Annotated in this window: 22 protein-coding genes and 1 tRNA gene; 11 read left to right on the top strand and 12 right to left on the bottom strand. The window is 63.2% G+C overall.

The features are described from left to right. Window positions 1-1,095 precede the first annotated feature (1,095 nt). From OHQ90_RS14215 to OHQ90_RS14200, 4 genes are all read right to left on the bottom strand, one after another. A complete protein-coding gene (locus tag OHQ90_RS14215) occupies window positions 1,096-2,280 on the bottom strand; it encodes a helix-turn-helix domain-containing protein (protein WP_328410769.1) in 1,185 nt (394 codons plus the stop codon). After that, window positions 2,273-3,073, bottom strand: a complete 801-nt coding sequence (locus OHQ90_RS14210) for a hypothetical protein (protein WP_328410767.1) — start codon at window positions 3,071-3,073, stop codon at window positions 2,273-2,275. Before OHQ90_RS14210 ends, OHQ90_RS14215 begins: the two co-directional genes overlap by 8 nt. Before the next feature lie 641 nt (window positions 3,074-3,714). Next, the gene (locus OHQ90_RS14205; RefSeq protein ID WP_328410765.1) at window positions 3,715-6,141 is read right to left on the bottom strand and encodes an ATP-binding protein; all 2,427 of its coding nucleotides are present in this window, start codon (window positions 6,139-6,141) and stop codon (window positions 3,715-3,717) included. Between the two features lie 59 nt (window positions 6,142-6,200). Continuing rightward, a complete protein-coding gene (locus OHQ90_RS14200) occupies window positions 6,201-6,695 on the bottom strand; it encodes a hypothetical protein (protein ID WP_328410763.1) in 495 nt (164 codons plus the stop codon). Between the two features lie 252 nt (window positions 6,696-6,947). Here OHQ90_RS14200 and OHQ90_RS14195 point away from each other — a divergent pair, with 252 nt between their 5' ends. After that, window positions 6,948-7,331, top strand: a complete 384-nt coding sequence (locus tag OHQ90_RS14195; protein WP_328410761.1) for a hypothetical protein — start codon at window positions 6,948-6,950, stop codon at window positions 7,329-7,331. Between the two features lie 287 nt (window positions 7,332-7,618). On the opposite strand, the gene OHQ90_RS14190 is transcribed toward OHQ90_RS14195, so the two are convergent. Continuing rightward, window positions 7,619-7,981: a nucleotide pyrophosphohydrolase gene (locus tag OHQ90_RS14190; protein ID WP_328410759.1), complete on the bottom strand. Its 363-nt coding sequence runs from the start codon at window positions 7,979-7,981 to the stop codon at window positions 7,619-7,621. A gap of 159 nt (window positions 7,982-8,140) precedes the next feature. On the opposite strand from OHQ90_RS14190, the gene OHQ90_RS14185 reads away from it, so the two are divergent. Both OHQ90_RS14185 and OHQ90_RS14180 read left to right on the top strand, forming a co-directional pair. Continuing rightward, entirely contained in the window at window positions 8,141-10,087 is a 1,947-nt protein-coding gene (locus OHQ90_RS14185; protein ID WP_328410757.1) for a DUF2075 domain-containing protein, read from the top strand. Window positions 10,088-10,392: 305 nt separating this feature from the next. Further along, window positions 10,393-10,791 carry a YunG family protein gene (locus OHQ90_RS14180; RefSeq protein ID WP_328410755.1) on the top strand — a complete coding sequence of 133 codons (399 nt, stop codon included), beginning with the start codon at window positions 10,393-10,395 and terminating at the stop codon, window positions 10,789-10,791. A gap of 5 nt (window positions 10,792-10,796) precedes the next feature. Here OHQ90_RS14180 and OHQ90_RS14175 read toward each other — a convergent pair whose 3' ends face one another. Beyond that, a complete protein-coding gene (locus OHQ90_RS14175) occupies window positions 10,797-12,005 on the bottom strand; it encodes a helix-turn-helix domain-containing protein (RefSeq protein WP_328410753.1) in 1,209 nt (402 codons plus the stop codon). Window positions 12,006-12,305: 300 nt separating this feature from the next. Here OHQ90_RS14175 and OHQ90_RS14170 point away from each other — a divergent pair, with 300 nt between their 5' ends. From OHQ90_RS14170 to OHQ90_RS14150, 5 genes are all read left to right on the top strand, one after another. Next, the gene (locus tag OHQ90_RS14170) at window positions 12,306-12,524 is read left to right on the top strand and encodes a hypothetical protein (protein WP_328410751.1); all 219 of its coding nucleotides are present in this window, start codon (window positions 12,306-12,308) and stop codon (window positions 12,522-12,524) included. A gap of 6 nt (window positions 12,525-12,530) precedes the next feature. Then, the gene (locus OHQ90_RS14165) at window positions 12,531-13,142 is read left to right on the top strand and encodes a hypothetical protein (protein ID WP_328410749.1); all 612 of its coding nucleotides are present in this window, start codon (window positions 12,531-12,533) and stop codon (window positions 13,140-13,142) included. 6 nt (window positions 13,143-13,148) lie between these two features. Next, window positions 13,149-13,370 (top strand): hypothetical protein, encoded by a 222-nt coding sequence (locus OHQ90_RS14160; protein ID WP_328410747.1) that lies wholly within the window; start codon window positions 13,149-13,151, stop codon window positions 13,368-13,370. A gap of 69 nt (window positions 13,371-13,439) precedes the next feature. Further along, the gene (locus tag OHQ90_RS14155; RefSeq protein WP_328410745.1) at window positions 13,440-14,060 is read left to right on the top strand and encodes a hypothetical protein; all 621 of its coding nucleotides are present in this window, start codon (window positions 13,440-13,442) and stop codon (window positions 14,058-14,060) included. Between the two features lie 2 nt (window positions 14,061-14,062). Then, window positions 14,063-14,260, top strand: a complete 198-nt coding sequence (locus tag OHQ90_RS14150) for a hypothetical protein (RefSeq protein ID WP_328410743.1) — start codon at window positions 14,063-14,065, stop codon at window positions 14,258-14,260. Window positions 14,261-14,978: 718 nt separating this feature from the next. Here the strand turns inward: OHQ90_RS14150 and OHQ90_RS14145 are convergent. From OHQ90_RS14145 to OHQ90_RS14130, 4 genes are all read right to left on the bottom strand, one after another. Beyond that, window positions 14,979-15,917, bottom strand: coding sequence for an aminoglycoside phosphotransferase family protein (locus OHQ90_RS14145; protein WP_328410741.1), 939 nt, complete (start codon window positions 15,915-15,917; stop codon window positions 14,979-14,981). Beyond that, window positions 15,914-17,038 carry an aminotransferase class V-fold PLP-dependent enzyme gene (locus tag OHQ90_RS14140; protein ID WP_328410739.1) on the bottom strand — a complete coding sequence of 375 codons (1,125 nt, stop codon included), beginning with the start codon at window positions 17,036-17,038 and terminating at the stop codon, window positions 15,914-15,916. The genes OHQ90_RS14145 and OHQ90_RS14140 overlap by 4 nt, the downstream gene beginning before the upstream one ends. Next, the gene (locus OHQ90_RS14135) at window positions 17,035-19,422 is read right to left on the bottom strand and encodes an ATP-binding protein (protein ID WP_328410737.1); all 2,388 of its coding nucleotides are present in this window, start codon (window positions 19,420-19,422) and stop codon (window positions 17,035-17,037) included. The genes OHQ90_RS14140 and OHQ90_RS14135 overlap by 4 nt, the downstream gene beginning before the upstream one ends. 183 nt (window positions 19,423-19,605) lie before the next feature. Continuing rightward, window positions 19,606-19,986 carry a hypothetical protein gene (locus OHQ90_RS14130; protein ID WP_328410735.1) on the bottom strand — a complete coding sequence of 127 codons (381 nt, stop codon included), beginning with the start codon at window positions 19,984-19,986 and terminating at the stop codon, window positions 19,606-19,608. Window positions 19,987-20,413: 427 nt separating this feature from the next. On the opposite strand from OHQ90_RS14130, the gene OHQ90_RS14125 reads away from it, so the two are divergent. Together OHQ90_RS14125 and OHQ90_RS14120 are read left to right on the top strand one after the other, a co-directional pair. Next, window positions 20,414-20,692 carry a helix-turn-helix domain-containing protein gene (locus OHQ90_RS14125; RefSeq protein WP_328410733.1) on the top strand — a complete coding sequence of 93 codons (279 nt, stop codon included), beginning with the start codon at window positions 20,414-20,416 and terminating at the stop codon, window positions 20,690-20,692. Window positions 20,693-20,919: 227 nt separating this feature from the next. Continuing rightward, window positions 20,920-22,134, top strand: coding sequence for a site-specific integrase (locus tag OHQ90_RS14120; protein WP_328410731.1), 1,215 nt, complete (start codon window positions 20,920-20,922; stop codon window positions 22,132-22,134). Between the two features lie 79 nt (window positions 22,135-22,213). Here OHQ90_RS14120 and OHQ90_RS14115 read toward each other — a convergent pair. Further along, window positions 22,214-22,286 (bottom strand) — tRNA-Asn (locus OHQ90_RS14115). Window positions 22,287-22,497: 211 nt separating this feature from the next. Here OHQ90_RS14115 and OHQ90_RS14110 point away from each other — a divergent pair. Then, window positions 22,498-22,743 (top strand): hypothetical protein, encoded by a 246-nt coding sequence (locus tag OHQ90_RS14110; protein ID WP_328410730.1) that lies wholly within the window; start codon window positions 22,498-22,500, stop codon window positions 22,741-22,743. A gap of 64 nt (window positions 22,744-22,807) precedes the next feature. Here the strand turns inward: OHQ90_RS14110 and dnaG are convergent, their stop codons facing one another. Beyond that, window positions 22,808-24,730, bottom strand: a complete 1,923-nt coding sequence (gene dnaG, locus OHQ90_RS14105; RefSeq protein WP_328410728.1) for a DNA primase — start codon at window positions 24,728-24,730, stop codon at window positions 22,808-22,810. Window positions 24,731-24,867: the final 137 nt, after the last annotated feature.

Genomic DNA, 24,867 nt, shown 5'->3' with positions numbered 1-24,867 from the left:
CTGGGAGTAGTGGCGGCCTGAGGTAGAGGGAGCCGGGGCGATGATTTCGGCGTCGCGGACAGTGGGAAAGCTGGGCACTAATTCACTGTTGGCAGTGCAATAGTAGGTAGACTTGGATTTTGAGATTGATGAGAGATTGATGCAGAGCAGTCTGGGTCCATCTGCAGTCTCGACATGAACCGACCCCGGAGGTTCAGAGAACCACCCGGGGCCGCCCAACTAGCTATGTGATCCCTTTGGCTTAGGAACCGGAGATCGCCGCTAGTATCCGCGCCGCCGCCTCGGTGATCATCTTGGTCACTGAGGCGGCGGTTTCGTGCCCGCCGAACAGCAAGAAGACGTTCATCCCTGTTTGAACCCACGGCAGTGAGTCCCGCAGGGCCCGAACCAGTGCCCGGACCGATTTGGTTGGTGCTGATGTGTTCGATTCCGGCCGTGATGGTTCCACGTGCCGTCACCTCCTCGTTTAGGGAACCCGCCGCGCGAGTGCGACGGTGGGGACCACCCCGAATCCATCGGAGGGGCCCCAGCTGTCGCGCTCACGAATGAGGGCCGCCGAAACAAGGCAATCGGCCGAATCAGGTTCCCCCGGTTCAACACTGGCCGACTGGAGCAAGCTTAGTTGCCGTAGTGGACGGATTCACTCATAGCGGCTCATGATTGCGCGGCCTAGAGCCAACTGAGTTTCAGAACTGTCCGAGACTGGAGAAGTTGGGGCTCCCATTTTTCGACGCAGCCTGAGGAATCTGGTTGCGCAGCAAGCCCGTTCGAGCGAGCGCAAGCCCGATAAACCACCACATTACATGTGACGCGGATCATGTCAGTGAGGAGGATTTTCTTGTCGCTCAGCGCGTCGGTACGTGCGGAGAACAGGACGACATCCTGATTCTGACTGCCGATTAGGTTCACTTCCCAGGCGGTGACCTTGGCCCCGCATGTTCGGTCAGCGGGTCACCAACGCGGGCGCGGGTCCCTCGTCACCATCCTCGTCGGTCCAGATCCACGGTTGCCATTCGAGTCCGTCTGGTGGACGGGTGGTTTCGGGTCGGCGCGACGTGCAGGTTGCACATCGCGGTCAGGATGGCTTGCGCCTCCTTAGACAAGGCGCAGTACGGGCCGCTGGTCGGGATGGCCGAGCAGCAGCCGCAACCGCGGTAGCCGCCAGCGCATTTCGCGGGCGAGGCCGGCCATGGTCAAGGTGCCGTTAGTTTCGGCGAGCTCGAATGCCTTGTTGAGCAGGCTGGGGACCTCGCCGGGGTAGTTGGTTACCGGATCGGCAGCGATGATTCCGAGTTCGTAGAGGTTGTTGAGCCGCTGGTAGGCGCGGCGGGCACTGGCGTCGGAGATAGTGCCGAGTTCACGAGAGCGGTAGATCAGCGATTTGAGTGAGACGCCCCATTCGTGACTGATCTGTTCGAGCGCTTTGAAGTCGACGCGTACAGGCAGGTCCTCGCGGATCTGATCGGCCGGAGTGAGGAATTCGGCGGCGAACGCGTCGGCTTCGCGTTCCTGCTCGGGGTCGCCAGGGGCGGCGTCGCGGTGCAGGATCAGGTGGCCGAGTTCATGGGCGGCGGTGAAGCGGTGCCAGTACACATCGCTGCCGCGGTCAGGGGTCAGCACCACCAACGGTCGAGGCATTCGCGAGGTGGAGAACGCATCGATGGTGGGAGTGTCGGTACCGGCGAAGGGCACCATCGTGGTGACAATGCCGTGCATCTCCATCGTGCGGACCAAGTGCGGGACAGGGCCGGCGCCGAGCCCCCATCGCGCGCGCAGCGCGCGCGCGGCGGCGGCTGGCGTTGCGGGCTGATGATCCTCGATGTCCTCGGGCAGGAAGCCCGGGAGGTCGACGGCGGGGAACTGAACGTGTTTTTCCAGCGCGTAGGTCAGCTCCCACGCTTGTTCGACAAACGCGACAGCTTTGGCGCGCTGGGATGCCCGGGTCGAGCGCAGACTCCGGAAGTGGGCGCTGGATCCGTCGAGCTGCGCGAAAGGCCGCCCGACAGCAAAGAATTCGACGGGGACATCGAGAGCATCGGCCAAGCAGCTGAGGTGATCAGCTCGTGGAGGTGAAGTCCTCGCTTCCCACTGACTCACCGCGGCCCCCGACACCCCGATCTGCGCGGCGAGGGCCGCTTTCGTCATGCCCGACAGGCGTCGAGCTTGTGTGAGGCGGCCGGGGTCGAAGGCCTGCGGGTCGAACGCGGCGGCGATCGGCGCCGCCGCGTTCGAGGTGTCCTGGCCTACTCCGAAAAGGTGCAGCGGGGGGCGTTCAGTCATCGCTTCCGGTCTCGGGTCGTGGTGTCGGCGGAGCGCCGCCGTCCGGTGCGGTCAGGGGATTGCGTGGCGCCAACGCGATCTCACCCATCGGGACCTGGTCGAATCGCGCTGCTGTAGCGGTATTTGGTGCCGCCACGGGGCCGGCGGGCCGCACGGACGTCCCCGCTGTTTCGGAGATCTGCGGAATTTCCTCCATATGGCTCCAGTAGAGGTGTCCGCTGTCGTCGGCGCGGGTGGCGTCGCCCCAGTAGGCGCGCAGTACTCCGGCGTGCGGGTTACTGGCGTAGGCGACGATGACCATCCGCCCGTCCTTCGCGGCATCTTCGAGGAAGGACTCCACGTCTTGGAATTCGGCCTCGAGCTCTTCTTCGCTGAGTTCGGCGTGGTCGATGCTCAATTGGTCGGAAATCTGCGGGGTCAGCGCCAGCAGGTGCTCCCGGGTCTTGGACAGTTTCATCTTCGCTGAGGACAGCGGGCTGTAGGCGTCGCCAGAGAACTTCCACGGATACAGGATGATGTTGTTCTCGCCGACCATGGTCAGCTCATAGCGTGCCCGCTTGGGTCTGATGCGCCGGACCTCCGCGACCGTTTCGATCGCTCGCGCCATCTCTTCGTTCTGGATCAGCCACATCTGCCCGTAGACGTCGTTGGTCTCCAGCCCGAATCCCATATGGCCGGCCAGCGCTCGCCGGTGAGCGGCCTCCAAGGCACGCCAGACCGCACCTCGAAGGGGCAGAGCCAGCTCGCCGAACCGTTCGTTCTCCCACTCCGATGGTGTCGCTTGGTCGTTCATGAGTCGATCCCTCCCTGCAGCCCTGCCAGCTCACTTACGAATCAGATCGCCCGGGGAGCGTAGCACTTAAGTTTTGCGCGAGATTAGCGCGCAACGCCGACAAGTCGACATTCTCATATTCCAGGCTCCCCGATCTGCGCGCAGCCGTTCGGATCGAATTCGGCTACGCGGGAGAGTGTCTCGACTCGACGAGGTCAGTCATGCCCGATGCTCAAGTGTCCTCGGCAACGCGAAGGGATCGGGCAAGCAGTAGCCAACCTCCAGCTGACTGTCACCCGTCAGGGTTCACAACCGTCGGCGGGTGCCGGGCCGAACTCGCCATGGCTATCGGGCTTGCGCCACGGCCACAGCAACGCCAACAACCGCGATGTGGCCTCTTGACGCTGACGGTCTCGGGCGAATAGGGGTTCCGGTAGTAATCGCCGAGAATCCAACGAAGTTCGGCATATCCCCTGGTAGGGGCGATCTATTGGTGGCGCCACTTTGGACCCGGCCTCACGACCGATAGCACCCTCAGCTGCGGTTACTCCGATATCCGCCCGATTCTCGGCGAGTACTACGGCGATCCCTAGAAGGCCTATCCTGACGCATTTCAGCCTTCCTGCAGATGTGGCGCTGGGTATACCCCACCACCATGGTTGTCAGTGTGACGGCGGAGTTGATTCTGTTGCAAGGAGATAGGCCGCCGCGGGTTCGGCTTCCGGTACGGCGAGGCGATAGTAGATCTCGACAGCTTCTCGCAGTTCGGTCACGGCAGTGACTGTGTCGCCGACGCCGACCCGGCACCGCGCGGCCCCTTCCAATGCATGAGCCTGTTCGAGTTGACTACGGATCGTTCGCGCCACTGTGAGCGCGTCAGTGAACATTTCCAATGCCTTGTCTGGCTCGCCGGTCTTCATCAGCAGCATCCCGATCTGGTTGAGCACCTCAGCTTCACCGAGCCGATGGCCGATCTCGCGGAAGAGAACCAGGGCCCGCTGATGCAGGTCACCGGATTCCGCGTAGTCCCCGGTCAACTGGCGCACACTGCCGAGGCCGGTGAGGGCGAACGCTTCACCGAGCCGGTTGCCGGTTTCGCGGTAAAGGATCAGTGCCTGCTGATGCAGGTCGCCGGATTCCGCGGAGTCCCCGGTGCTTCTGCGCACGAGACCTAGATTGTTGAAGGTGGTGGCTTCGCCCTGCCGGTGGCCGATCTCACGGAAGAGAGCCAACGCCTGCTGATGCAGGTCGACAGATTCGGCGTAGTTCCCGGTTTCCTTGCGCACGTTACCGAGGTTCATCAACGCGTTGGCTTCGCCGAGCTGGTTGCCGATCTCGCGGTAGAGGGTAAGCGCCTGCTGATACAGATCGCCCGTTTTTGCGTAGTCCCCAGTTTCCTTACGCACAAGGCCGAGATTCATCAACGTGTTGGCCTCGCCGAGCTGGTTGCCGATCTCGCAGAAACGGGTAAGCGCCCGCTGGTGCAGGTCAACAGATTCCGCATAATCTCCGGTCAACCGGCGCACACTCCCGAGGCTGGCGAGGGTGTTGGCTTCCCCGAGCCGACTGCCGATTCCGCGGTAGAGAGTCAGTGCCTGCTGGTGCAAGTCGATGGCTTCGGCATAGTCCCCGCTCCACTCGCGCACTCTGCCCAGGTTGGCGAGAGTGTTGGCTTCCCCGATGTGATCGTCGAGGTGCTCGGCTGCGGCCAGGGCACGTTGATGAAGGGTTGCTGCCTGCAGCCACGGGCCATCACGCTCGAGCAGACTGGCGAGGGTCTCGGTCAGCTCGATCACTCGCCGTGGCTCACGGTTGAAGGCGTGGTCGATACAAGCGAGCAGATTGGCACGTTCGGTGCGCATCCACGCCAACGCCTGCACCTCGTCGCCGAACTCCCGAACCACACCATCCTGCGGGATGGTGGATGGGCGCGCAGTGGGGCGAGTGCGTCGTGCCAGGTATTGGTCTGCTGCGGCGGTGGTGGCCTGGTAATAGTCCAACAGCCGATCCACTACTCGTGTGCTGGTCTCGGGTGGGTCGGTGTCAGCCTGGGTGCGCGCGTAGGCACGCAGCAGGTCATGCATCCGGTAGTGGCCTGGCTGAGCTTCCTCGACGAGGTGGTCTATGTAGAACGCCTCCAACTGCGTCCGCGCCACCATCACGGAGACACCCGCAAGCGCTGCTGCGGCATGAGCGTCGATATCCAGGCCAGGGTGCAAGCCCAGAAACCGAAACATGCGCTGCTGTTCAGGCGGCAAGCTCTGGTAGGACATGGTAAAGGCGACCCGCACCGCCCGCGGCCCGGCCTCGAGTTCACCAAGCCGGTCCTGCGCAGCGGCGAACTCCCCCGCCAACCCAGCGATGGTCCACACCGGGTGGTGAGCCAGGCGGCCGGCCAGCAGCACGATCGCCAGCGGCAGAAACCCGCACAACCTAACAATCTCGGCCACCGCCGCCTGCTCGCCATCGGTGTCGGCAGCGCGGCTGGCGAGGGTGATGAACAACTTAGAGGCCGCCTCGGGATCCAGCACGTCCAACGGCAGGGGAACGGCGCCGTCGAGAGCGGTCAAGTGCCGACGGCTCGTGATCAACGTCAGACAATCACCAGCCCCCGGCAGCAGCGGTTCGACCTGCGTGTGGTCACGGGCGTCATCGAGGACCAGCAACACCCGTTTACCGGCCACACGATCACGCCACAGATCCCGCCGCCCCTCCAAGGTCGGAGGCAGGAAGTTGGGATCGACCCCGACGTCGGTAAGCAGCCTCGCCAATGCATCAGCGGGATAGGTGGGAGCTTGTCCCGGCGTGTGGGCGTGCAACTCGACGAAGTACTGCCCATCGGGAAACCCTGCCGCCAACCGGTGGGCAGCGTGAGTCACCAACGCGGTCTTCCCGACACCGGCCATACCGTCAACGGTGTAGATCGACACCACCCGCCCCTGGCCCGCCGCAGACACTATCTGCGCCAGCTCGCTCCGACGTCCAACGAGCATGCCCACATCCCGCAGCAGGGTATCGGTCACCCTCGGCCGCAGCGCGGGCTGCTGCACCACCGTGTAGTGGATACAGATATCCCGGCCGACCCTCACCCCCGTAATAGAGATCGCGGACGGAAGACGGTGTGGCGCAGCAGAATCCTGGTCGACTACTACTGCGCCATCGGAGGGTGAGGCGCCTGCCCGGCTCCGGCCCGAATTCCGCTGATCGTGAAAGTGCCCTCCACGGAGGTGTTCTCAGCGACTACCGCGGCACCAGTCGAGGTGACATCGGTGATCGTCAGCTCACCGGCGCAGACCTCGCGTAATCGCACACCGACCGCTTCAGCGGCTTCTGGCGCATGGCGATGCACCGCCACCAGTACCAGCCCCGCCGCCGCCAGCAGCTCCTCGTCATCCCCGGCACCGGCCTGCTCGAGTTCCTCAACCAACACTGCCCGCCGATTCGCCGACTGCGGTTGCCGCTCCACCACTTCCACATCGACCGACCGATACCGGCCGCTGATCATCGCTTTCACCGCCTGATACGCGTCAGCGACCGCTCGCTCTGCTGTCCCAGTCAAACCCGCCGCAGCACCAGCAGCCACTGCGGCCACCACCATCGTCACCGGCTCCATCCCCCACCGTCCTCCCAAACTCGGATCCACCACCCCACCTTCCGAGGGAGTCCACACCACTCAACCAAGCGGCGACACCTGACGCAAGAAATCAGGGCGTAGGGCGGCACGCTCGTCGTCGGTGAGCCTCTTGTCGACCGATCTTTCGCTCTGGTTACCTGGGCCGTCGACTCGATGACCTCCGCCATCACCTGGAACCATTGGGTCGCGATCTGCATGTCCGCCACCTCGACATGCAGATCGCATCCCTGCTGTACCCGACTACCAGTACGAGGAGAACCAGTGCCCGACGACACTGACCGCGGGCGGATCTTCCGCCGAGCCTGGATCGACGGCGTCCGCAGCTACTACCCGGGCGATCCGAAACCGGGATATGTCGCCGAGTGGGAAGACATGCCGGCATGGGAGCAAGCCGCCGCTATCGCAGTGTATGACCAAGTAGCACAGTTCCTCTCGATCACAGACGGCAGCGCAAGCAAGCTGAGCTCCGAACAAAAAGGGCGCTGGATCGCACTGTGCTGGATCGCCCAGATCCACAAGCACATCCCGGAGCCGAAACCGTCGTACGTCGCAGACTGGGAGCAACTTCCGGCTTGGCAACAGAAGGTCGACGCGGACATCTTCGCGGCAATCGAAGCTTCAGTCGCCACCGCCACCCTCCAATAGACCAGAAGAACATCAGCTATCCCACAGGCGGCAGATCCGATGACCAGATGTCGGAACAATTCGACGCCAAGGCCGCGGGGCAGACGTCAGCGATCCTCGGTCGCTTCCGAAGATGACCACCATGGCCACGTGGTCGACCAGCGGATCCTGACTGTCCAAGCTGCAGTGGTCAGCGCCCGTTGCGAGGGCGGACTCGACCTGGGTTGGAGCGGGTTGTCCAGGCCCTGTGGTCATGGCTTCACCTGACCGCAGCATCCGGGAAGACCTCACTACCAACGCTGAACAACCTAATCCCTGCTGCCGAGTTCCGTGTATTTGACTGCTTGGCCGTAAACCTGCTGGATCGGATAGCGCTCGGCGTTCTTCCGTAACTTCGCTTCAACTGCGGCAACGAGATCGATCTGCAGGACATCAGCAAGTCGCAGCAGATAGATGAAAACGTCGGCGACCTCCTCCTCGACGGGAGTGCGCCGCGTCGGGTCGCCCATGAGCGCCTGGCTCTGCTCGGCGGTTAGCCATTGGAAGAGCTCGGACAGCTCACCGACCTCCCCGGTCAGCGCCATGACGAGGTTCTTGGGGGTATGGAAACGTTCCCACGCTCGCTCCGCCGCGAACTCCGCAACCATGCGCTGGAGCCTGTCGATCGCCATGGGTTGGTTCTAGCAGGTAATACCCAGCCGATCTACGCCACAGGCACGGATCTTCGATCAACGATCAGCAGGAATCCATCGCGGCGACGGGAGCTGGACGAGGTAACCCCGATCTGGACGGGTTCGCCTAGCAATCGCGCACGACGCGCTAGCATTCCGATGATCAACACGGGTCCGCCGAGCGAACGCGTCTCGGATATTGCTGCACTACAACAGGTTTCGAATGGTGGGGGTACTGTGACGCTTCGGTCGTTTCGCTCGACAGCTCCAGAAGTCGTAGCCTTGGCGCGCCGAGATGAGCTTGTGACAGCTATCGCCGAAGGAGCAGGCAAGAAAGGCAATCCAGGGGAGCGTCGATCATGGGAGGCCAGTCTTCCCACACTTGCCAATCTCTTGATCAAAGCCAAACTGCGCGAGGTCGCCATGCTGATCGAGTGCTCCCTTCCGGGCTCGAGCCAACGCGCCGACGTCGTCCTTGCCGGCGTCCATCCGAAGACTGGCGACGACAACTACGTTGTGGTCGAGCTGAAGCAATGGAGCCATGCTGAGCTGGGTTGGGACAGCGATCTGATCGCGTGGTCACTGTATACGCGGGGCGATCACCTTCACCCAGTCGACCAGGTGCGGGGCTACTGCAGGTACCTCCAAAGAGACGTCGCCGTACTCCATGACCGCCCCGAGGCACTGCACGGTGTGGCCTTCTTGCACAACGCCAAAAAGGAGTCCGTCGAGCCACTGTTCCACCTCCGTCCCGATCAATTCGGACGCTTGTTCACCGACGACCAGCGCGACGAGTTCATCGAGTATCTACACACTCAGCTCGCACCCACCTCTGGCAGCTCCGCCGCAGATCGATTGCTCACCAGCGCGGTCCGCCGAAGAGCGACGCTGCTGAATTCGACAACGGCAGATCTTCACACAGCTGGAGAGTGGCTGGTGGACAACCAAAAACTCGCCTTCGAGGCGGTGATGAGCCGAATCAGCCTCTCACACAGAAGCAAGCTCAAGACCGTCGTGCTCGTGACCGGCGGCCCAGGCAGCGGTAAGAGCATCATCGCGCTGTCGCTACTTCAACGCCTCCGTGCGGAGGGTCGTCGGGTGCGATACGCGACAGGGTCGGAAGCCATCACCAAAACCATGCGGAGAATCTACGGCAAGCAGGAACCCGACCTGGAAAAGCAGATCACCTACTACAAGAGCCTGACCACTATGCAAACGGAGTGGTTGGATGTGGTGATCTGCGACGAAGCTCATCGCCTCCGGCGGATTTCGACCGACCGATTCACCCAGAGCACGCTCCGGACGAAGCGCCCGCAGGTCGATGAACTGATAGAGGCCGCAAAGGTTCCGGTTTTCCTGCTCGATGAGAACCAAGTGGTCCGGCCGAACGAAGTCGGAACTATCGACCACATCAGAGACCATGCCGCCCGAGCAGGGCTGCCGGTCTTTCAGATCAACCTCGACGGTCAATTCCGCTGCGGTGGCAGTGCAGCCTACGACGAGTGGGTACTGAACCTGCTCGGCCTGAGGGCGTTTGGACCGATGCGATGGAAAGACGACGACCATTTCATAGTCCGCGTCGCAAGCTCACCACGGCAGATGGAAGAATTTCTCCGCTCGAAAATCACTCCAACGGTCACTGCGAGGATCACCGCTGGCTACTGCTGGGAGTGGACTCCCGAACCGGATATCGACGGGACGCTGGTGCCCGACATCAAGATCGGCGACTGGTCCAAACCGTGGAACAAATACAAGGACACGATCGGCGGGCCGGATGACCCCCCTCCGAGTTGGCTGTGGGCGCATGACCCACGCGGTTTCGAACAGGTCGGTTGCATCTACACCGCACAGGGATTCGAGTTCGACTGGGCAGGTGTCATTCTCGGACCCGAGATCGTCACAGAGGACGGGCACCTGGTAGTGCGACGGGACGCCAACAAGGACAAGCAGCTCAGAAGCAAGAAGCTCTTCGATGAAGATTTCGACATCCTCATTCGCAACACGTACAAGGTTTTGCTGACCCGCGGGATGCAAGGGGTGGTCATCTACGCTGTCGACCCGGCGACCCAGGAATTCATCTCTGGTCTGACCGATTCCCTCATATAGCCGACCACCGCTCGAAGCCTGACCGCATCCCATGCTGGAGCAACCAGGAACTGCCTCGAAACGAGCCCCGTATCCGACCGGTCATCCCCCCACCGACACCAGCAAACCACCCACCTGCACGGGCGTCGATATCCAGCCCACCAGCGATCTTCAGGGTGTCGTGGAGCGTCAGATTTGCGCCGACACTCTGTCGGTACGGCACCGCGTGCTCGATGCCGGGATTCAGCACTCGGATCACCAAGATTCTGCTCCGCGTCCATCAGGGCTTTCGCAGAGCGCCACCAGCCGCTTGGTACTCTCCGAGCATGGGCACGGTCGCCATTGAGGCCCTCAGAACTGCGCTGGAGCAGTCGTGGTCAGTGGATACAAGTGCAGCCTCGGGCTGGACGGAAGCCAACCGTGCAAAGGGGCAGTGCGCTGTCACTGCGTGTGTGGTCCAGGACTACCTCGGTGGTGAGATTCTCAATACGACTGCCACCCTGCCCAGCGGTGAAACAGTCTCGCACTATTTCAATCTCGTCGATGGCGGCATCGTAGACCTCACCCGGCAGCAGTTCCCGAATGCGACACAGTTCTCTAAGCCGGAACCGAGAATTAAAGGCTTCGCATCAACCCGCGAGTTCTGCCTGTCGTACGAGAGCACGAGACAAAGATATGCACTGTTGAATAAGCGAGTTGCTAGATATCTTCGCGAGATGGACTAGCAGTATCAGTGGGCCGTCCACATCCCAAAAAAGTCCCTGGCCTCAGGAACCGATGAATACGGTCGCAGATCATCAGCGATCTCGTGAAGTGTTCTTTGGAGGCGGGTCGACGCAACCTTGGCGATGTCCTCAAAGTTATCGGTCAACACGACACAGCCTTCGGCAACGTCTGCGGCCCGAATGAAGTTCTGCGCCAAACGGATCTGCCAGGCAGTACGTTCACGGGGATAGACCGCAGTGCCGTCGATGGCCGCCTGCAGATAGGTCGTTGCTGACTGGTGATTACCGAGGCGCATGAAGGCCAGTCCGGTCAAACCACTGAGCTGCGCTTCGGGCAGATGCGCCAGATACGCAGGATCTTGTCCCCTGGTCGAGTCGTACGCGCGGTGCGCCCGGCTCACTGCTGACTCCATCGCGGTGCGATCGCCAATCGCGCTGTGCGCTTCGGCCTCGCGGATAGCTGCCAGCGCCCGCAGTTTCGGGCCGCCTTGCTTCCTGGCTGCGAGCTGCGCGGCTTCAGCCAACTGGACCCCTTCTTTGGGCCGCGCCCCCTCCCGGTATGACAGCAGGCAGGCATTGATCCAAGCGTGAGCAGCAGCGGTGCCATCACCCGCGGCCGTGGCGGCCTGAGCGGCATCGGCATAGTAGCGTCTGGCCTCACCCCAGCGACCGGCGTCGTAGTGGACCCAGCCTGCAGCAGTCATCATCTCGGCACCAGCGCCGGTCAGGACTTTGCCAACCTCGTCGCTGTAGCTACCCAGATCCAGCAACTGTTCAACGTATCGCACTTCGTTGGCGGCGACCTCACACAACCGGTCACCACCAGCTATCAGCTGCAGCTCGTGGATCTGGCTGACACTCTTGGTGATTCGCTCGACGTCCGTTTGGCCGACCCTGACTCCCGCGGAAACCGCCGGAGGGTTCGGCCGCCTGTCGGCTGCTGTGGCAGTACCGACTCCGACCGCCCCCGATTTGAAAAATTGGCGTCGGTTCACCTCCGCCTCCTCATCCGACTCCACCGCCAGTATGGCGAGCGGCACCTGCAGAGCTTTCGCCACCCGGCGCAGAACGCGCACATCGTAAACGGCCGGGCCGTCATGCTCCAGTTGCGAAACAGCGGGCTGCGTGAAGTGCAGGAGAGCGCCCAGTTCCGCCTGTGTCATACCGATGGACTTGCGTATCCGTCGGATCGTCTCACCGGTCGTCATGTGCATCGTCGGGCTCCCCGCTACATCATGTTGCGTTCATGGTAAATCGCGGACGGGATTGACTGTCAAGCGTTTTCATGCCCGTACCGACTTTATACCGATTTCCGCATGTTTTAAAACGGCTCCCTATTTTGGCGGGAAATAGCCGGTTTTGCGGCCCTACGGTCAGCCCTGGTACCCGGCACCGGGCCGACGCCGAACCCCTCGTCCGGCGCACCGACCCGCCAGAGTGGCAGGCCGGTGGCGAAACGCCCCCGGTGCCGGGAACCTCCGATCGAGCCCGCCCAACCAGGAGATGCCAAAACGATGTCCACAGCCAATTCCCTTGCCATGTACCAACTCATCGCCCTGTGCGACGCTGCGGCGCACGCCGTACCGATGGTGCCGTTCACTCCAGCCCAAGCCCACGAGGTCGTTCAGATCCATGTCGCCTGCCGGGCCAAGAACTGCCCGCGGAAAGCATCCGCGCTCGACACGCTGGTCGAAGCCGGCCAGATAGTGCTGTCCACAAGTAAGCCGCGGTGATCGGCCGTGACCAGCACGCATGAGAACGACGCACGGCAGGATCGTCCCCCGAACGCCACAGACGACACTCCAAGTGAGACGACCCCGACATGGGCACCGGTGACGGCATTGCCGTCGAGTGAGGTATTGCTGGCGTTCTTCGCTGGGCTACGGCCACTGCAGGGCAGCTACATCGTCCACGCGGCAGTCAATCTGGTGGCCTGCCAGCAACAATATCGACAGGCGCTGCTCACCCTGACCGGCGAGCAGATCGGCCATCAAGAACTGAAACAGGCTTCCTCGGACCTAGTTTCGGCGCGCGAGGCTATCGAGACCCTGATCGCCGTAGTCGACGATACAGTCGACAACCGCCAACAACAGCGGGCAATCGCACCGCCCTCGGCCCCGCCACCAGTCCCGATCACCGGCGTGCCGGAGGGCACTCGGGTCATGGTCGTACAGACCGAAAGCATCGGGGCGTTGGTTGCTCGGATGGCCGACCTCTGGGGATTGGTGCTCGCCGCCGTTGCGACCGATGAGGAGCCGCCCGAGGCAACCCGGTTGGCGCAGCTGTGCGAGGGCTACGACTGCCTGGTAGCCGCGATCGAATCCGGCCAGCAACTCGTGCTGGGGCGGTGATCAGTTGTGGCACCGCTGCGGCCCGTCCGAGCACCACGTCCACCGCGTCGCATCCGCCACATTCACATCGAATCCGGTGCGCTGAACCTGGATTTCGCTGCCTCGGCCGAGCAAGCCGCCGACGTCGCCGCCGAACTGGCCCAGAGCTTTCCAGAGTTCACCGTCACAGTCGATAACGACGTAGCTGCCGACCTACCACCGCTGCCATGTGCGGCGCTGTGGGACTGACGTTTCTCACCCATCCTGCGCAACCGCCGCGCGGACCATCCACACTCAAATCTGAAGGGCCACTTCCTCATGCCACTGCCGTCGGGCCACCTCGCGTTGGGCACCTTCCCGAGCACGCCAGCCTCCTTTTCGCCTCCACCCGTCGAGGCCCAACCCGATCATCCGCTGCCCGATGCCGGACCCTTCCTGCGGGTCTTCGCCGGGGCAGAAGAACCGACGACGGTGATGCTGCGCTGCGCCCACCAGTACATCGGCATCCTGCGCGTGATCTACGACCATCGCCGGGATGTTCCCGATGTCGTCCACGAACAACTGTCCATCCTGACCTTCCTGATCGACCACGAAGCCGAAGGACACTCGAAGGAGATCGCGGTCCAGCCCGGCGCTCCGCTCGGTCCCTCGTCGTACGGGGAAATGGTGCATTGGCTGGCCTGGAAATACCTGCTCTACACCCTGCGCCGAAACGATCCCGAGCACGGCGAACGTGATGCACACATGCTGTCCTGCCACATCGAGGCATTCGACCAGCTGGTCACCGATGTCAGGGCTGGAGGAGTTCGGCTGCCAGACAAAGCCACCGATGCTCTGCCGCCCCAGACGCTGCGACTGGATGGCACCGAAGATGTGCACGGGCAACCCCCTACCGCGGCCAACGGCAGTGACACCGCCGCCAGCCACACAGAGCAGTGACGATGCCAGATCAACCACAACGCAAGGAGTTCGTCGCGGCGGACGGCACGTTGGCGGAGCGCTGGTGTCATGTCCATCTCATCGAGCTGACCGTCGCGCGGGCAGTGGAGCTGCAGCGCATCCACGCAACGCACCGGCCGGACGACTGCTTCGTACACCTCCAGGTCACGGCGTTCCTGGTGCAAGCAAGCGATGCCTGAGGTTCGCCCCACTTCCGCCGTGCATCTCCATCGCTTCCGCCGCACGGGGTTGCCCGCGCGATGCGCTCCCTTCCGCTTGCTCACGCTTGCCCCTCACATCTGAAGCCGGTCCCACCTCATGTCAGATACACATCACGCCGCAGCCGCCCCACCCCCAGAACCTCGGCCGATGGCGACCGCCACATCACCCTGCGAACGATGCGTCGACACCGCAGCAGATCCGCGAGCCAGGACAGGTTCTCGTGGACAGACTCCGCGTGCATCTTCGTCACGGCTCCCAGCCCATTGGAACCGAAATCAAGTCCAAGCCAACAACATTCGAGCATGGACTGCGTCAAAGCAGTCCCCGGAGCAGCGTATGACCTTTGACGACAAATTGCTGATCAAATATGCACAGCGCCAACGACTTACAGATTGCCCCCCAATCATCAACCAGGTCAGCGAACCTTCGCGAGGCGGTCATCAGGACGCCACTGCCTTCCAACGACATGGTTCTGCAAGCATGCGCCGGGACTATGGCCATCGAGCGAATGACAACGACGTGAGACACGGTCTAAAGCGCCCACCGAGGGCCGTCTCATACGTCCGGTGGAGCGAACCGAGCCAAGTCGGGACTGCCCGCGTGCTGATGCGCGTTCAGCTGACGTGTTCGCGGTGCACGCCGCTATCCGTGAGGTGATGCCCGATGGCGAGCCGAGGCGAAGCCATGCGGTGTGGCTTATGGGCAATCCCATCCAATCGAGTCGACGATTCCACAATCCATGGCATCGACGAAGTGCAAAATTCGCTCCCCCGAGGCGGGGAGATACGGCCGGTACTCTGCGACCGCAAGAACATAGGTCCATGCCCGCATCCGGTTCGGCGTCAGCAAAGGGTGCGTAGCCAGATCATCGAGCCGTTCATCAATTGTTCGAGGTCCGTCCTGGATCGCTACCCACAGCGCTGCCTCGGCGTTGACATCGCCGACTGCACCCAACGGGTCGATCGTGTACCACAGGTCTTGACCTTGCAAAATGTTCTTGGCCTGCAGATCCGCATGGAGTACGTGACGGCTTTCCGTGGTGATCAGGAGTTTGTCGAGTACTGCTTGTGCGTCGGCGAGATGTCGGTTGCCGTCGATCCGCTGGATCGCTTCCGCGTACCGGGGATCATCGAAACGCTCTCTGGCCCAGCCCATTCGCATTTGGACTACGTCGGCGATGTCTTTCAAGGCAGGTGGTTCCGGCAGGTCCGGTGAGTTGAGGCGGCTGAGCAGTGTGGCGAAGCTCGTGGATTCAGCAGGATCGCCGTCCGGCCACGCCACGGTTCCGGGGATGATGCGGGTCATCAGGAAGACGCCAGTGTCGGCATCTCGGCGTAGAACCGATGGTGCGGCGTTGCCGACGGCCCAGCGGTCGATCATCTGCGTCTCGGTGTTGCCGGCTTCCAGGTCGACGGGGATCTTCAGCACAGCAGCTCGACCTGTGTCGACTTCAGTGCAGTACGCGCAGCACGACATTGCGCCGTTGTCCGCGATGCTTTCCAGGTCCAGGCCCCATTGCTCGGCATACCGGGAGAGTTGGACTGGGAGCGTACCGAGCCAGGCGCGGCCGTCGTCCTCGCCGCGGAGGAAGATGATGGCCGCTTCCAGCCGTTCGGGGATTGTCGGGATGTTCATCGAGACAGCACCTCCTGGATTCGGTTGGTGACACGATCGACATCGTTCTCGTCGTTGTAGATGTGCGTCGCGAGCCGCAGCAGGCATTCGCCGCCCGCACCGTGGCCGACCCACGCCCGGATCCCGGCGACCCGCAGCGCATCCTTAACCTGGGGTGCTGTCACTCCGTCGAGTATGAACGAACGAAGGCGAGGCGGCCTGAATTCCGTTGTGGCCGTGCGTCGGGCGCCAATGTCGACCATTGCCTGGTCGGCGGTGTCTGCCAACTGCTCGCAGTCGTCGAGTAGCCCGGCGTCTTGCCATTCGAGCCACTGCGCGACTGCGGTCTCCGTGCACAGGCGAGGGACCGGATCGAATGTTCCTGGCCAGGAGAATCGCTCGACGAGGTCCGGGGAGTCCCACGTCAGCGATACTTCCGCCGGCCGGATGTCGAGCTCTGGTGTGAGCCACAGAAGGCCGACGGGACGTAAGGTCGGAAACCACTTGTGGAGGGTTCCGAATACGGCGGCCGCACCCCATAGTTCGGGGAGCAGAGGAATGTGCCCCGGCACGTGCGCAGCGTCGACTATCAGTCGGCCACCGCGCTGCTCAACCCACGCGCCGAGCGCCGGTGCGGGCATTCGAAACGCGGTCGACGATGTAATCGCGCTGATCTGCAAGTAGTCGACCAAGCCGGGGACCTGGTCATCGAGGACAGCCAGCAGCGCAGCAGCCGATTCGAATGGCACCGGCACGGCCACGGACACCAGGCGTGCCCCGGCTTTGGTACACGCGATTTCCCATGCACGGCGGATCGACGAGTACTCGACATCGAGCACGACCACCGTGCTGTCCGCGTTGAGTGGAACTGAAGCGATGATCGCCGCGGCGGCCGAAGTAGCATTGGTGCACAGCGTCAATCGGGTGCTGTCCACACCGAGCATTTCGGCTACCGATATCGTCTGCGCGGTGAGACGGCGGGTCAGCTCCGAACCGAGGTGCAGGGTCGGGTCGGATTCGATCTGACGACGAAGCCGTTCTCCTTCAGCGATGACTCGCCGTGAACTCAGTCCATAGGATGCGTGATTGAACTGGATAAGTTCACAGCGCAGCGCGAAGTCCTCGACCGCTGCGGATTTCACGGCAGCCCGGCCCGCAAGTGTGCCAGGCTGGGCACGTCGAACCGGAAGATCGCATCGGCAGCCTCGGCGTGATCGAGGGGCACTCCCAATTCGGCGACCGCGAAGGCGACGGGGTCCCATCCCGGCGGGCGGGCACCGAGCCGTTCGACCAGTCCGCGCAGGAGCTCGCGCGAGTCGACGAGCAAGAAGTCTTCATTCGCCGCGCGCAGCACTTCTTCGAGGAACTCAGCCGCCGCGACCGGACCCCACAGCCACTCGATTTCCGACAGCTGGCAGGCCAAAGTAGTCGAAACCCGCCCAGCGGCCGACGTTTGGCTGATATCGGTGAACACCGCGAAAGCGTTTGCGGCGTTGGGAAATTCGCCTCGTAAACCGAGCACCCGGCTGAGGTCGCGGACGTGTGGCGGATTCTCGCTGGCCACTCCGGAGGTCTGAGACATCTCCCGTAGCTGAGCGAGGAGCTGAGCGGAGCGTTCGACCTCCATGCACGCCATCGTCTTCTTGCTGAGCCAATGGACTGCCTCGTATTCAGCGTACGGGTGTCCGGCCGCGCGGGCGACGTCGATCGCCTTTTGCAGCCACTGCTCGGCCTCCATCGGCTGGCCGGCGGCCAAGTGTGCGAGCCCCCGGTGGCCGAAGGCTCGGGACTGCACTTCGGGTTCGGTAGACATCGCCGCTACTTGGTCGCACAGATCGACACACCGATCGAAATCCTGGACAGGCCCGCACAGCGCGACCTCCGCATAGAGATTCAGCGTCTCTGCCAACACTCGCCCAGGTTCCGGGAAGTCGATCGCCAGCTGGTCGAGCACCTCTACTGCCTGTATCCATCGGCAGGTCATGCGAAGGTTGCGCGCCCACAGCAGTCGAACACGCGCCACCTCGGCGAGCGCTACCGCCGCCGACTCAGCCAGCTCGAGTCCCGCCACGCACGCATCGACTCCGGCAACGTGGTCGCCTCCGGCGGAAAGGCATTCGGCCAAGAGAGCAAACGCGTCGAAATGTGGAGTGTTGTCAACCGCGATGCGCGCGAGGTCGCGGGCTTTCGAGACCGCGCCGAGCGCGAATTGGCGGCGGGCGGCTTGCAGCGCGAGCGCCCCTGCTTTTGGCCCGTTGGATGCTTCGACAGCCACCGCTGTCGCCCGCACGAACAGCTCATCGTCCCAGTGCTGTTCTGCCTCGATGATCTGGAGCAGTTTGGCGTGGTGACGACGCCAGCGGGGGCCATTGGCGGCGCCGCGTTCCCGCAGCACCTGCGCGAAGAGCGGGTGATGGATGCGGTAGCGGTCGTATTGATTTCGCTTCTCAGCGGGACGAACGAGGTCGTGTTCGTCGAAGAGGACGTGGAGCCGCTCGTACAGATCGTCGATGTCGAGCCGAGTGAGCTGAGCCAGATAGTCGACCTCGAAGCTGTAACCGATCAAGGCAGCGGTTTCGAGCAACCGCTGATCGTCAGAGCTCAAGTAGGACAGTCGGTCTTCGATTACTGCCGTGATCTGTCTCGGCGGGTAGTGGGCGCGGTGTCGATCGACTCGAGCCAAGGACTCAGCGAACAAGGGGTTGCCAGCGCTCAACCGGACGATCCGCGATACCACACTCGGTGGGGCGCTGGGTCCGACGACAGTGCGGCGCACCAACTCCTCAGTGTCCTGCGGCGAAAGACGAAGCAGATCGATGACCGGTGTCTCCGGACGATACCTGCACAATTTGAAGACTGTCCGCTGCAACGGATGTGTTTGGTCGGCGGACTTCAATTGATCGGATCGGTACGCGAGGACGAGGACCAGCGGACCCTGCACCCGCAACGCGATGGCCGTAAGGAGGTCGATGGTTGCGGTGTCGGCCCAGTGCAAGTCATCGAGCACCATCACCAGCGGTGTGTCAGTGACGATGTCCTCGATGAGCCGAAGCAACTGGTCGAGTCGACTGTCGATCTCCGGGCGGTCGCCGCCGCTGGCCGCGTAGGACTGCCCGGTTCGGACACCGGCTGCCAGCACTTGCCCAACGACGGGTACCGACTCGATCCAATCCGGTGCGTTCTGCTTGAACGACTGCGTGATTCGCTGCCACCGGGAAGGGGATCCCGATCTTTGCGCCGATGCGGCCAACGATCGCAAGCACTCCCGCACAGCCTGGAACGAGTCCGAGGCCAGCGAGTTCAGCATCGCCTGCCCGTATCCAGTGAGTAAGTGGACAGAACTGTGCCGGTGGGCCGCCTCGTGAGCGAAAGTGGTCAGCAGGCTCGTCTTGCCGACCCCGGCCTCACCACGAAGAACGACAACCTGCGCCTCTCGACACTCGACCGAGCGATCGACGGCCTCCAACAGCATCGCCAACTCGTCGATTCTGTCCACCAGCGGCGCTTGAGCACCTGTCCCCGGCACAACATCCCCTCCTGACGATCCTCGCGCTACACACGTGGTTCCAGTCATGAATCATAGAGGTTCGTTCGCCGCGGCATCGGGAGATGTTGGGGTGCTGCAGGATTGGAGCGACGCGGTAGAAGAGATGCAGGTAGCGCGAACGGGTCGATGCAGTCATGTCGCGGACATGACTGGAAACCGATCTCACTGAAGGGGACCGAAGTAGATGAGCAACCGGACCGGCAGCTGGTGCAGCTGCGTGAGCGTCGGCGTCCCGTGATGGTGCGACGGGAGCTCGCGCCAGAAGGTGACCGCCCGGCCACCGATGTCCACTGGCTGGTCAACGTTCGGGACAGCCTGCACGGCTGAGACCCCGGATGCCTCCAGCCACCGAGCGACGTTCACTTCCCGCCGCGATGCGGCCAGTTGGCCGGGTCGACTCACCCTGGCAACAACGCATCCCGGCAGCCGGTAGATGGCATTTTCACTGACCTGAATGAGATCAACTTGATCGACATCCAGTCCAACCGCGGCGCCAGCCGACCGCACGATCGTCAGCCAGTCAGTCTCGACCACCTTGCTCATGCGGGAACTAGCGTGCGGTCGATCTGGATGTGCAGCTCCTCGACCTCTGTGATGCAGACCGTCGTCAGGATGGCCGCACCAGATGGCCTGCCGTGCCATCGACGACAGCACTTTGCCGCGAAGCTAGGTCGATGCCGATGACCTGGTCTTTCACGAGAGCGGATCACGGATTCGAACCTGCGGGGCCTTTCGATGCCCTGGTACAGATGTGGAATCTGGTGTTTCATGGAGTAGGGAGAATCGCGGACCGGCTCAGAAATGAGTTACGCATGTATTCGCCCCTCCATCACCCGGCAATCTCTTTGCGCGAGAATAACAACCACTACGCATGGCGTAACCGACAATCGAATTCATCTCTGCCGCAGACTCATCCGATCAGACCGGATGCTGGACTGCGCGCGAGAATCGATGTCCTCCAGGGGCTCAGATGAACCCCGATGACGAGTGGCTGAGCACAGACGAATTGGCCGCACGCCTCAAGATTCCCGCGAAGACGCTCGCGGTCTGGGCCTCCGCCGGGCGGGGCCCCAGATACGCACGGATCGGGCGATACCGAAGGTATCGATTGAGCGATCTACTCGAGTGGGAGCAGGACCAACTCGACAAGACTGGGCGGCCTCAGGCCGATGAGCCGACCGATCGGGCACAACACCCACGACGTCGACCACCAACGAAGCAACACCGAAGCCGCCAGCAGGACCACTGAGTACAGACAACAGGCCATTCAGCTAACTTTTAGCAATCAACCGAGGCTTGCCCTGGGTTGCTGGATATAGCAGTTTGTGCCGTGGTTCAGCTATCAAACGTTGACAGGCTCGATCCCACGCTCGACGCTCCAGCATCCTTCGCAAACTCCTCGCGTCCCGGGGGGCATCCGGTCCGGTCGCGGTCACGCGGCAGCCCAACGACCACCCACCACAGGAAGGACAACCGTTGCCCAGACAATCGCTTCCACTCAGCACCTACGGCCGGATCACCTCCAAGCGGCAGCCGAACGGAAGCTGGCGTGCAACCACGCGCTACCGAGACGACGACGGCATCACCCGCACCGTACACAAGTTCGGAACCACCAAGGGCCGGGCCGAAGATACCCTGCGGGAATCACTCACTCAGCGCACCGGAGCCCGGGGCCGGCTGATCACCCGGGACACGAAGCTCACCGATCTGGCCGACCTGTGGCTGGCGGAAAAAGTTCTGCAAGAAGGCATTACCGAGCAGACGCTGGACCTGTACCGAATGGAGATCGAGGTTTCCACCGATTGCAGGGCGAGCAAAGGAACCGTCAAGATCAAATCAGCGCTGGGCGGCCTGCGGGTGTGGGAGGCCACCACCTCCCGCATCGATGCGCACCTGAAGCGGATTGTTCTCAACGGACACCGGGAGAAGGCGCGGCGGCAGCGGGTCATCCTGTCGGAGATGATGAGCATGGCCGTCCGCCACGACGCCATCGACCGCAACCCGGTCCGCGAGGTCGCAGACCTTCCCCGCAAGCGCCAGAAACCGCGCGCGGCCGATCTCGAGACCCTCGCGGACCTGCGAACCCAACTCCAGGAGTGGGTCGCCGGAAAGCCACTCGACGGCGCACCCGCCTACACCTACGGTCCCAAACGCAATCCGAGAGTCCTGGACGTCGCCGACGTCGAACTCGGAACCGGTCCACGCCCCGGCGAAGCACTCGCCCTGCGCTGGTGCGATGTCGACCTCGACAGCAAGCCGGCACGGATCACCTTCTCCGGCACCATCATCCGCATCAAAGGCAAAGGCTTGATCCGCCAGGAATGGACCAAGACCGACTCCGGCTACAGGACAGTGGTCCTCCCCCAATTCGTCATCGACACCCTCCGACGGGTCAAGGCCGAAGCACTCGCCAACGAACTGGACCTGGTCTTCCCCAACCGCGATGGCGGCATCTGGGATCCCCACAACTTCAACCGCCTGTGGCGCCAAGCACGCGGCGAGCAGTTCGCCTGGGTCACCCCCAAGACCTTCCGCAAGACCGTCGCATCCCTCATCGCCGACCAGTACGGCCCCCAGGCCGCGGCCCGGCAACTCGGCCACGCCAACGACTCCGTCACCAAACGCCACTACATCGACCAACCCACCGAAGCACCCGACTTCACGGCGGCCTTGGGCCACCTCGCAGGCTGAAAGCGTGTCGTTTCCGTGTCGTTCTACCCCAAAAACGACTAAAACCAGGGTCGAACGGTAACGTTCGCCCTGGTCAAAGCTCCCCCATCTGGACTCGAACCAGAAACCTGCCGATTAACAGTCGGCTGCTCTGCCAATTGAGCTATAGGGGACTATCCTTGGCTCGTCCGTGTCGGGCGCGCCGAGGAGAAACTCTAGCGTATTGCCGCGCGGCTTCCCAAATCGTGTCACTACCTGCGGACATGCGTCCAGTTCAGCGTGTCCGGGCGGGTCGTGGGGTGAGGGCTATCCGGATCGACAGGCGGATGGGGCGTCGGGCAGGATAGGTGGGCGCGGACAGGCTATTGGGAGGAGCTCCAGGAGATGCTGCGGTTGATCATCGGCGTCGCGGCCGGCTATGTGCTCGGCACCAAGGCCGGGCGGGTTCGCTACGAGCAGATCAGTGCGGCGACCCGCGCTGTGACCGAAAGCCCGGTGACTCGCAAGCTCGTGCTCGTCGGCAGGCAGAAGCTGTCGGACAAGTTGAGCACCCGGCCGCAATTGGAGCCGATGGTGCCGCTCGATGAGCGGACGACCATTCTGGTTCCGCAGGATCAGTTGCGGCGCTGAGCAAGTCAGGCAAGGCGTAAACGGGCGGGCCGACCGCGGCAAAGGGCGCGGTCGGCTACTCAGCTCAGCTCGGCACGAAGTCGTCGTGGTTGCCCATGGCCTGCTCCAGCAGGCTCTTGCGATACTGCTCCAGCGCGACCAGGTCGCCGAACAGCGCCATGTACGCCTCCGGTTCCTCGGTCGAGGACACTCGCTGCAGTTTCGATTTCAGCTCGGCGGTCTGACGACCGACCCACGCCTCCTGGGTCCGCGCCAGCACACCCGCGATGAATCGGGGGATGCCATTGGCGGTCTTCACCGGCAGCGGTTCACCCGACAGCTCGGATACCAGGGCACGCATGGTCAGGTCGTCGGTGCCGTCACAGACCGCGTTCACCCATTCCGCACCGCCCAGCCCGGCCGCCGTGCCGCCTGCCTTGGCGATCAGCGCGCGCACCGCCGCGTAGGCGGGGTGGGTGAAGGCTTCGGGTTCGAGCGAGTCGAAGACGGCACCGGCCATCGCGGGATATTGCAGGGCCGCGCCGAGCGTTTGACGCTGCGGCAGCAAGGTGGGATCGTTCGGATTCGGGCGCGCGGCGGGGTGCTCGGCGACGGTGGCGCTCGATTGCGCGGCAGCGCGGCTCGGTATTCCGGTGCGGCCCTCACCATTTCGGTTCCGCTTGGCTTCCTCGCCCACCCGGCGCACAACGGTCTGGATATCGTCCCAGCCGACCCAGCCCGCCAGCTTCGTCGCATATGCCTTGCGCAGTGCGTTGTCCTTGATCTGCGCGACCACCGGCACCGCGCGCCGCAACGACTCCACCTGTCCCTCGGCGGTGTCGAGGTTGTGCTCGGCGAGCAGGCCGCGCACCACGAACTCGTACAGCGGGGTTCGCCGGGCCACTAGATCGCGGACGGCGCCGTCGCCGGAGTGCTGCCGCAGCTCGCACGGATCCTGGCCGTCGGGTGCGATGGCGATGTAGGTCTGTCCGGCGATTTTCTGGTCGCCCGCAAAGGCTTTCAGCGCCGCGGCCTGGCCTGCCGCATCGCCGTCGAAGGTGTAGATGATCTCGCCGCGCCAGAAGTTGTCGTCCATCAGCAGGCGGCGCAGCAGCGCGAGGTGCTCGTCGCCGAAGGCGGTGCCGCAGGAGGCGACGGCGGTCTTCACGCCTGCAAGGTGCATGGCCATCACGTCGGTGTAGCCCTCGACCACGACGGCCTGGTGGCCCTTGGCGATCTCACGCTTGGCCAGGTCGAGACCGAAGAGCACCTGAGACTTCTTGTACAGCAACGTTTCCGGCGTGTTGATGTATTTGCCGGGCATGGTGTCGTCGTCGAAGAGTTTGCGCGCGCCGAAACCGATGACGTCGCCGCCGAGATTGCGGATCGGCCACAGCAACCGCCGATGGAAGCGGTCGATCGGGCCGCGCTGCCCCTGGCGCGACAGCCCGGCGGCCTCGAGCTCCTTGAAGTCGAAGCCCTTGCGGAGCAGATGCTTGGTGAGCACATCCCAGCCAGCGGGCGCGTAGCCGCAGCCGAACTGCTGGGCGGCATTGGCGTCGAAGTTGCGGTCGGTGAGGTATTTGCGGGCCGTCTCGGCCTCGGGCTCGCGCAGCTTGGCCATGTAGAACTCGTGCGCGGCCGCGTTGGCGGCGACCAAACGGGAGCGGGTGCCGCGATCACGCTGCACCGAGGTACCGCCGCCCTCGTAGTTGATCTGGTAGCCGATCCGGTCGGCCATCTGCTCGACCGCTTCGACGAACCCGATGTGCTCGATCTTCTGCAGGAACGCGAAGACGTCACCGCCCTCGCCGCAGCCGAAACAGTGGAAAAGCCCGTGGTTGGGCCGCACATGGAACGACGGCGACTTCTCGTCGTGGAACGGGCACAACCCCTTCGCGGAGTCCGCGCCCGCTCGCTTCAGCGCGACGTACTCCCCCACGACATCCTCGATCCGAACGCGTTCACGTATCGCCGCGATATCGCGATCTGGAAGTCGTCCGGCCACGGAGCGAGTCTAGGCCAGTCCGCCCTCGACGCGCCCAGCGGCTGGTCATGCCATATTCGGTCGGCGAAGTCGACACACTCGGCGCGGTGGAGATCGACGCTGCCACCGCGCAGCGTGCGGATGGGCGTCTGAGTCAG

It is taken from the genome of Nocardia sp. NBC_00403, from assembly GCF_036046055.1.
Taxonomy (GTDB): domain Bacteria; phylum Actinomycetota; class Actinomycetes; order Mycobacteriales; family Mycobacteriaceae; genus Nocardia.
This window is presented reverse-complemented; position numbering and strand designations above follow the sequence as displayed.

Coding starts and splice junctions, on each gene's coding strand:
- OHQ90_RS14215 (WP_328410769.1), bottom strand. CDS start 2,280: ATGACTGAACGCCCCCCGCTGCACCTTTTCGGAGTAGGCCAGGACACC.
- OHQ90_RS14210 (WP_328410767.1), bottom strand. CDS start 3,073: ATGAACGACCAAGCGACACCATCGGAGTGGGAGAACGAACGGTTCGGC.
- OHQ90_RS14190 (WP_328410759.1), bottom strand. CDS start 7,981: ATGGCGATCGACAGGCTCCAGCGCATGGTTGCGGAGTTCGCGGCGGAG.
- OHQ90_RS14185 (WP_328410757.1), top strand. CDS start 8,141: ATGATCAACACGGGTCCGCCGAGCGAACGCGTCTCGGATATTGCTGCA.
- OHQ90_RS14180 (WP_328410755.1), top strand. CDS start 10,393: ATGGGCACGGTCGCCATTGAGGCCCTCAGAACTGCGCTGGAGCAGTCG.
- OHQ90_RS14175 (WP_328410753.1), bottom strand. CDS start 12,005: ATGCACATGACGACCGGTGAGACGATCCGACGGATACGCAAGTCCATC.
- OHQ90_RS14170 (WP_328410751.1), top strand. CDS start 12,306: ATGTCCACAGCCAATTCCCTTGCCATGTACCAACTCATCGCCCTGTGC.
- OHQ90_RS14155 (WP_328410745.1), top strand. CDS start 13,440: ATGCCACTGCCGTCGGGCCACCTCGCGTTGGGCACCTTCCCGAGCACG.
- OHQ90_RS14150 (WP_328410743.1), top strand. CDS start 14,063: ATGCCAGATCAACCACAACGCAAGGAGTTCGTCGCGGCGGACGGCACG.
- OHQ90_RS14145 (WP_328410741.1), bottom strand. CDS start 15,917: ATGAACATCCCGACAATCCCCGAACGGCTGGAAGCGGCCATCATCTTC.
- OHQ90_RS14130 (WP_328410735.1), bottom strand. CDS start 19,986: ATGAGCAAGGTGGTCGAGACTGACTGGCTGACGATCGTGCGGTCGGCT.
- OHQ90_RS14125 (WP_328410733.1), top strand. CDS start 20,414: ATGAACCCCGATGACGAGTGGCTGAGCACAGACGAATTGGCCGCACGC.
- OHQ90_RS14110 (WP_328410730.1), top strand. CDS start 22,498: ATGCTGCGGTTGATCATCGGCGTCGCGGCCGGCTATGTGCTCGGCACC.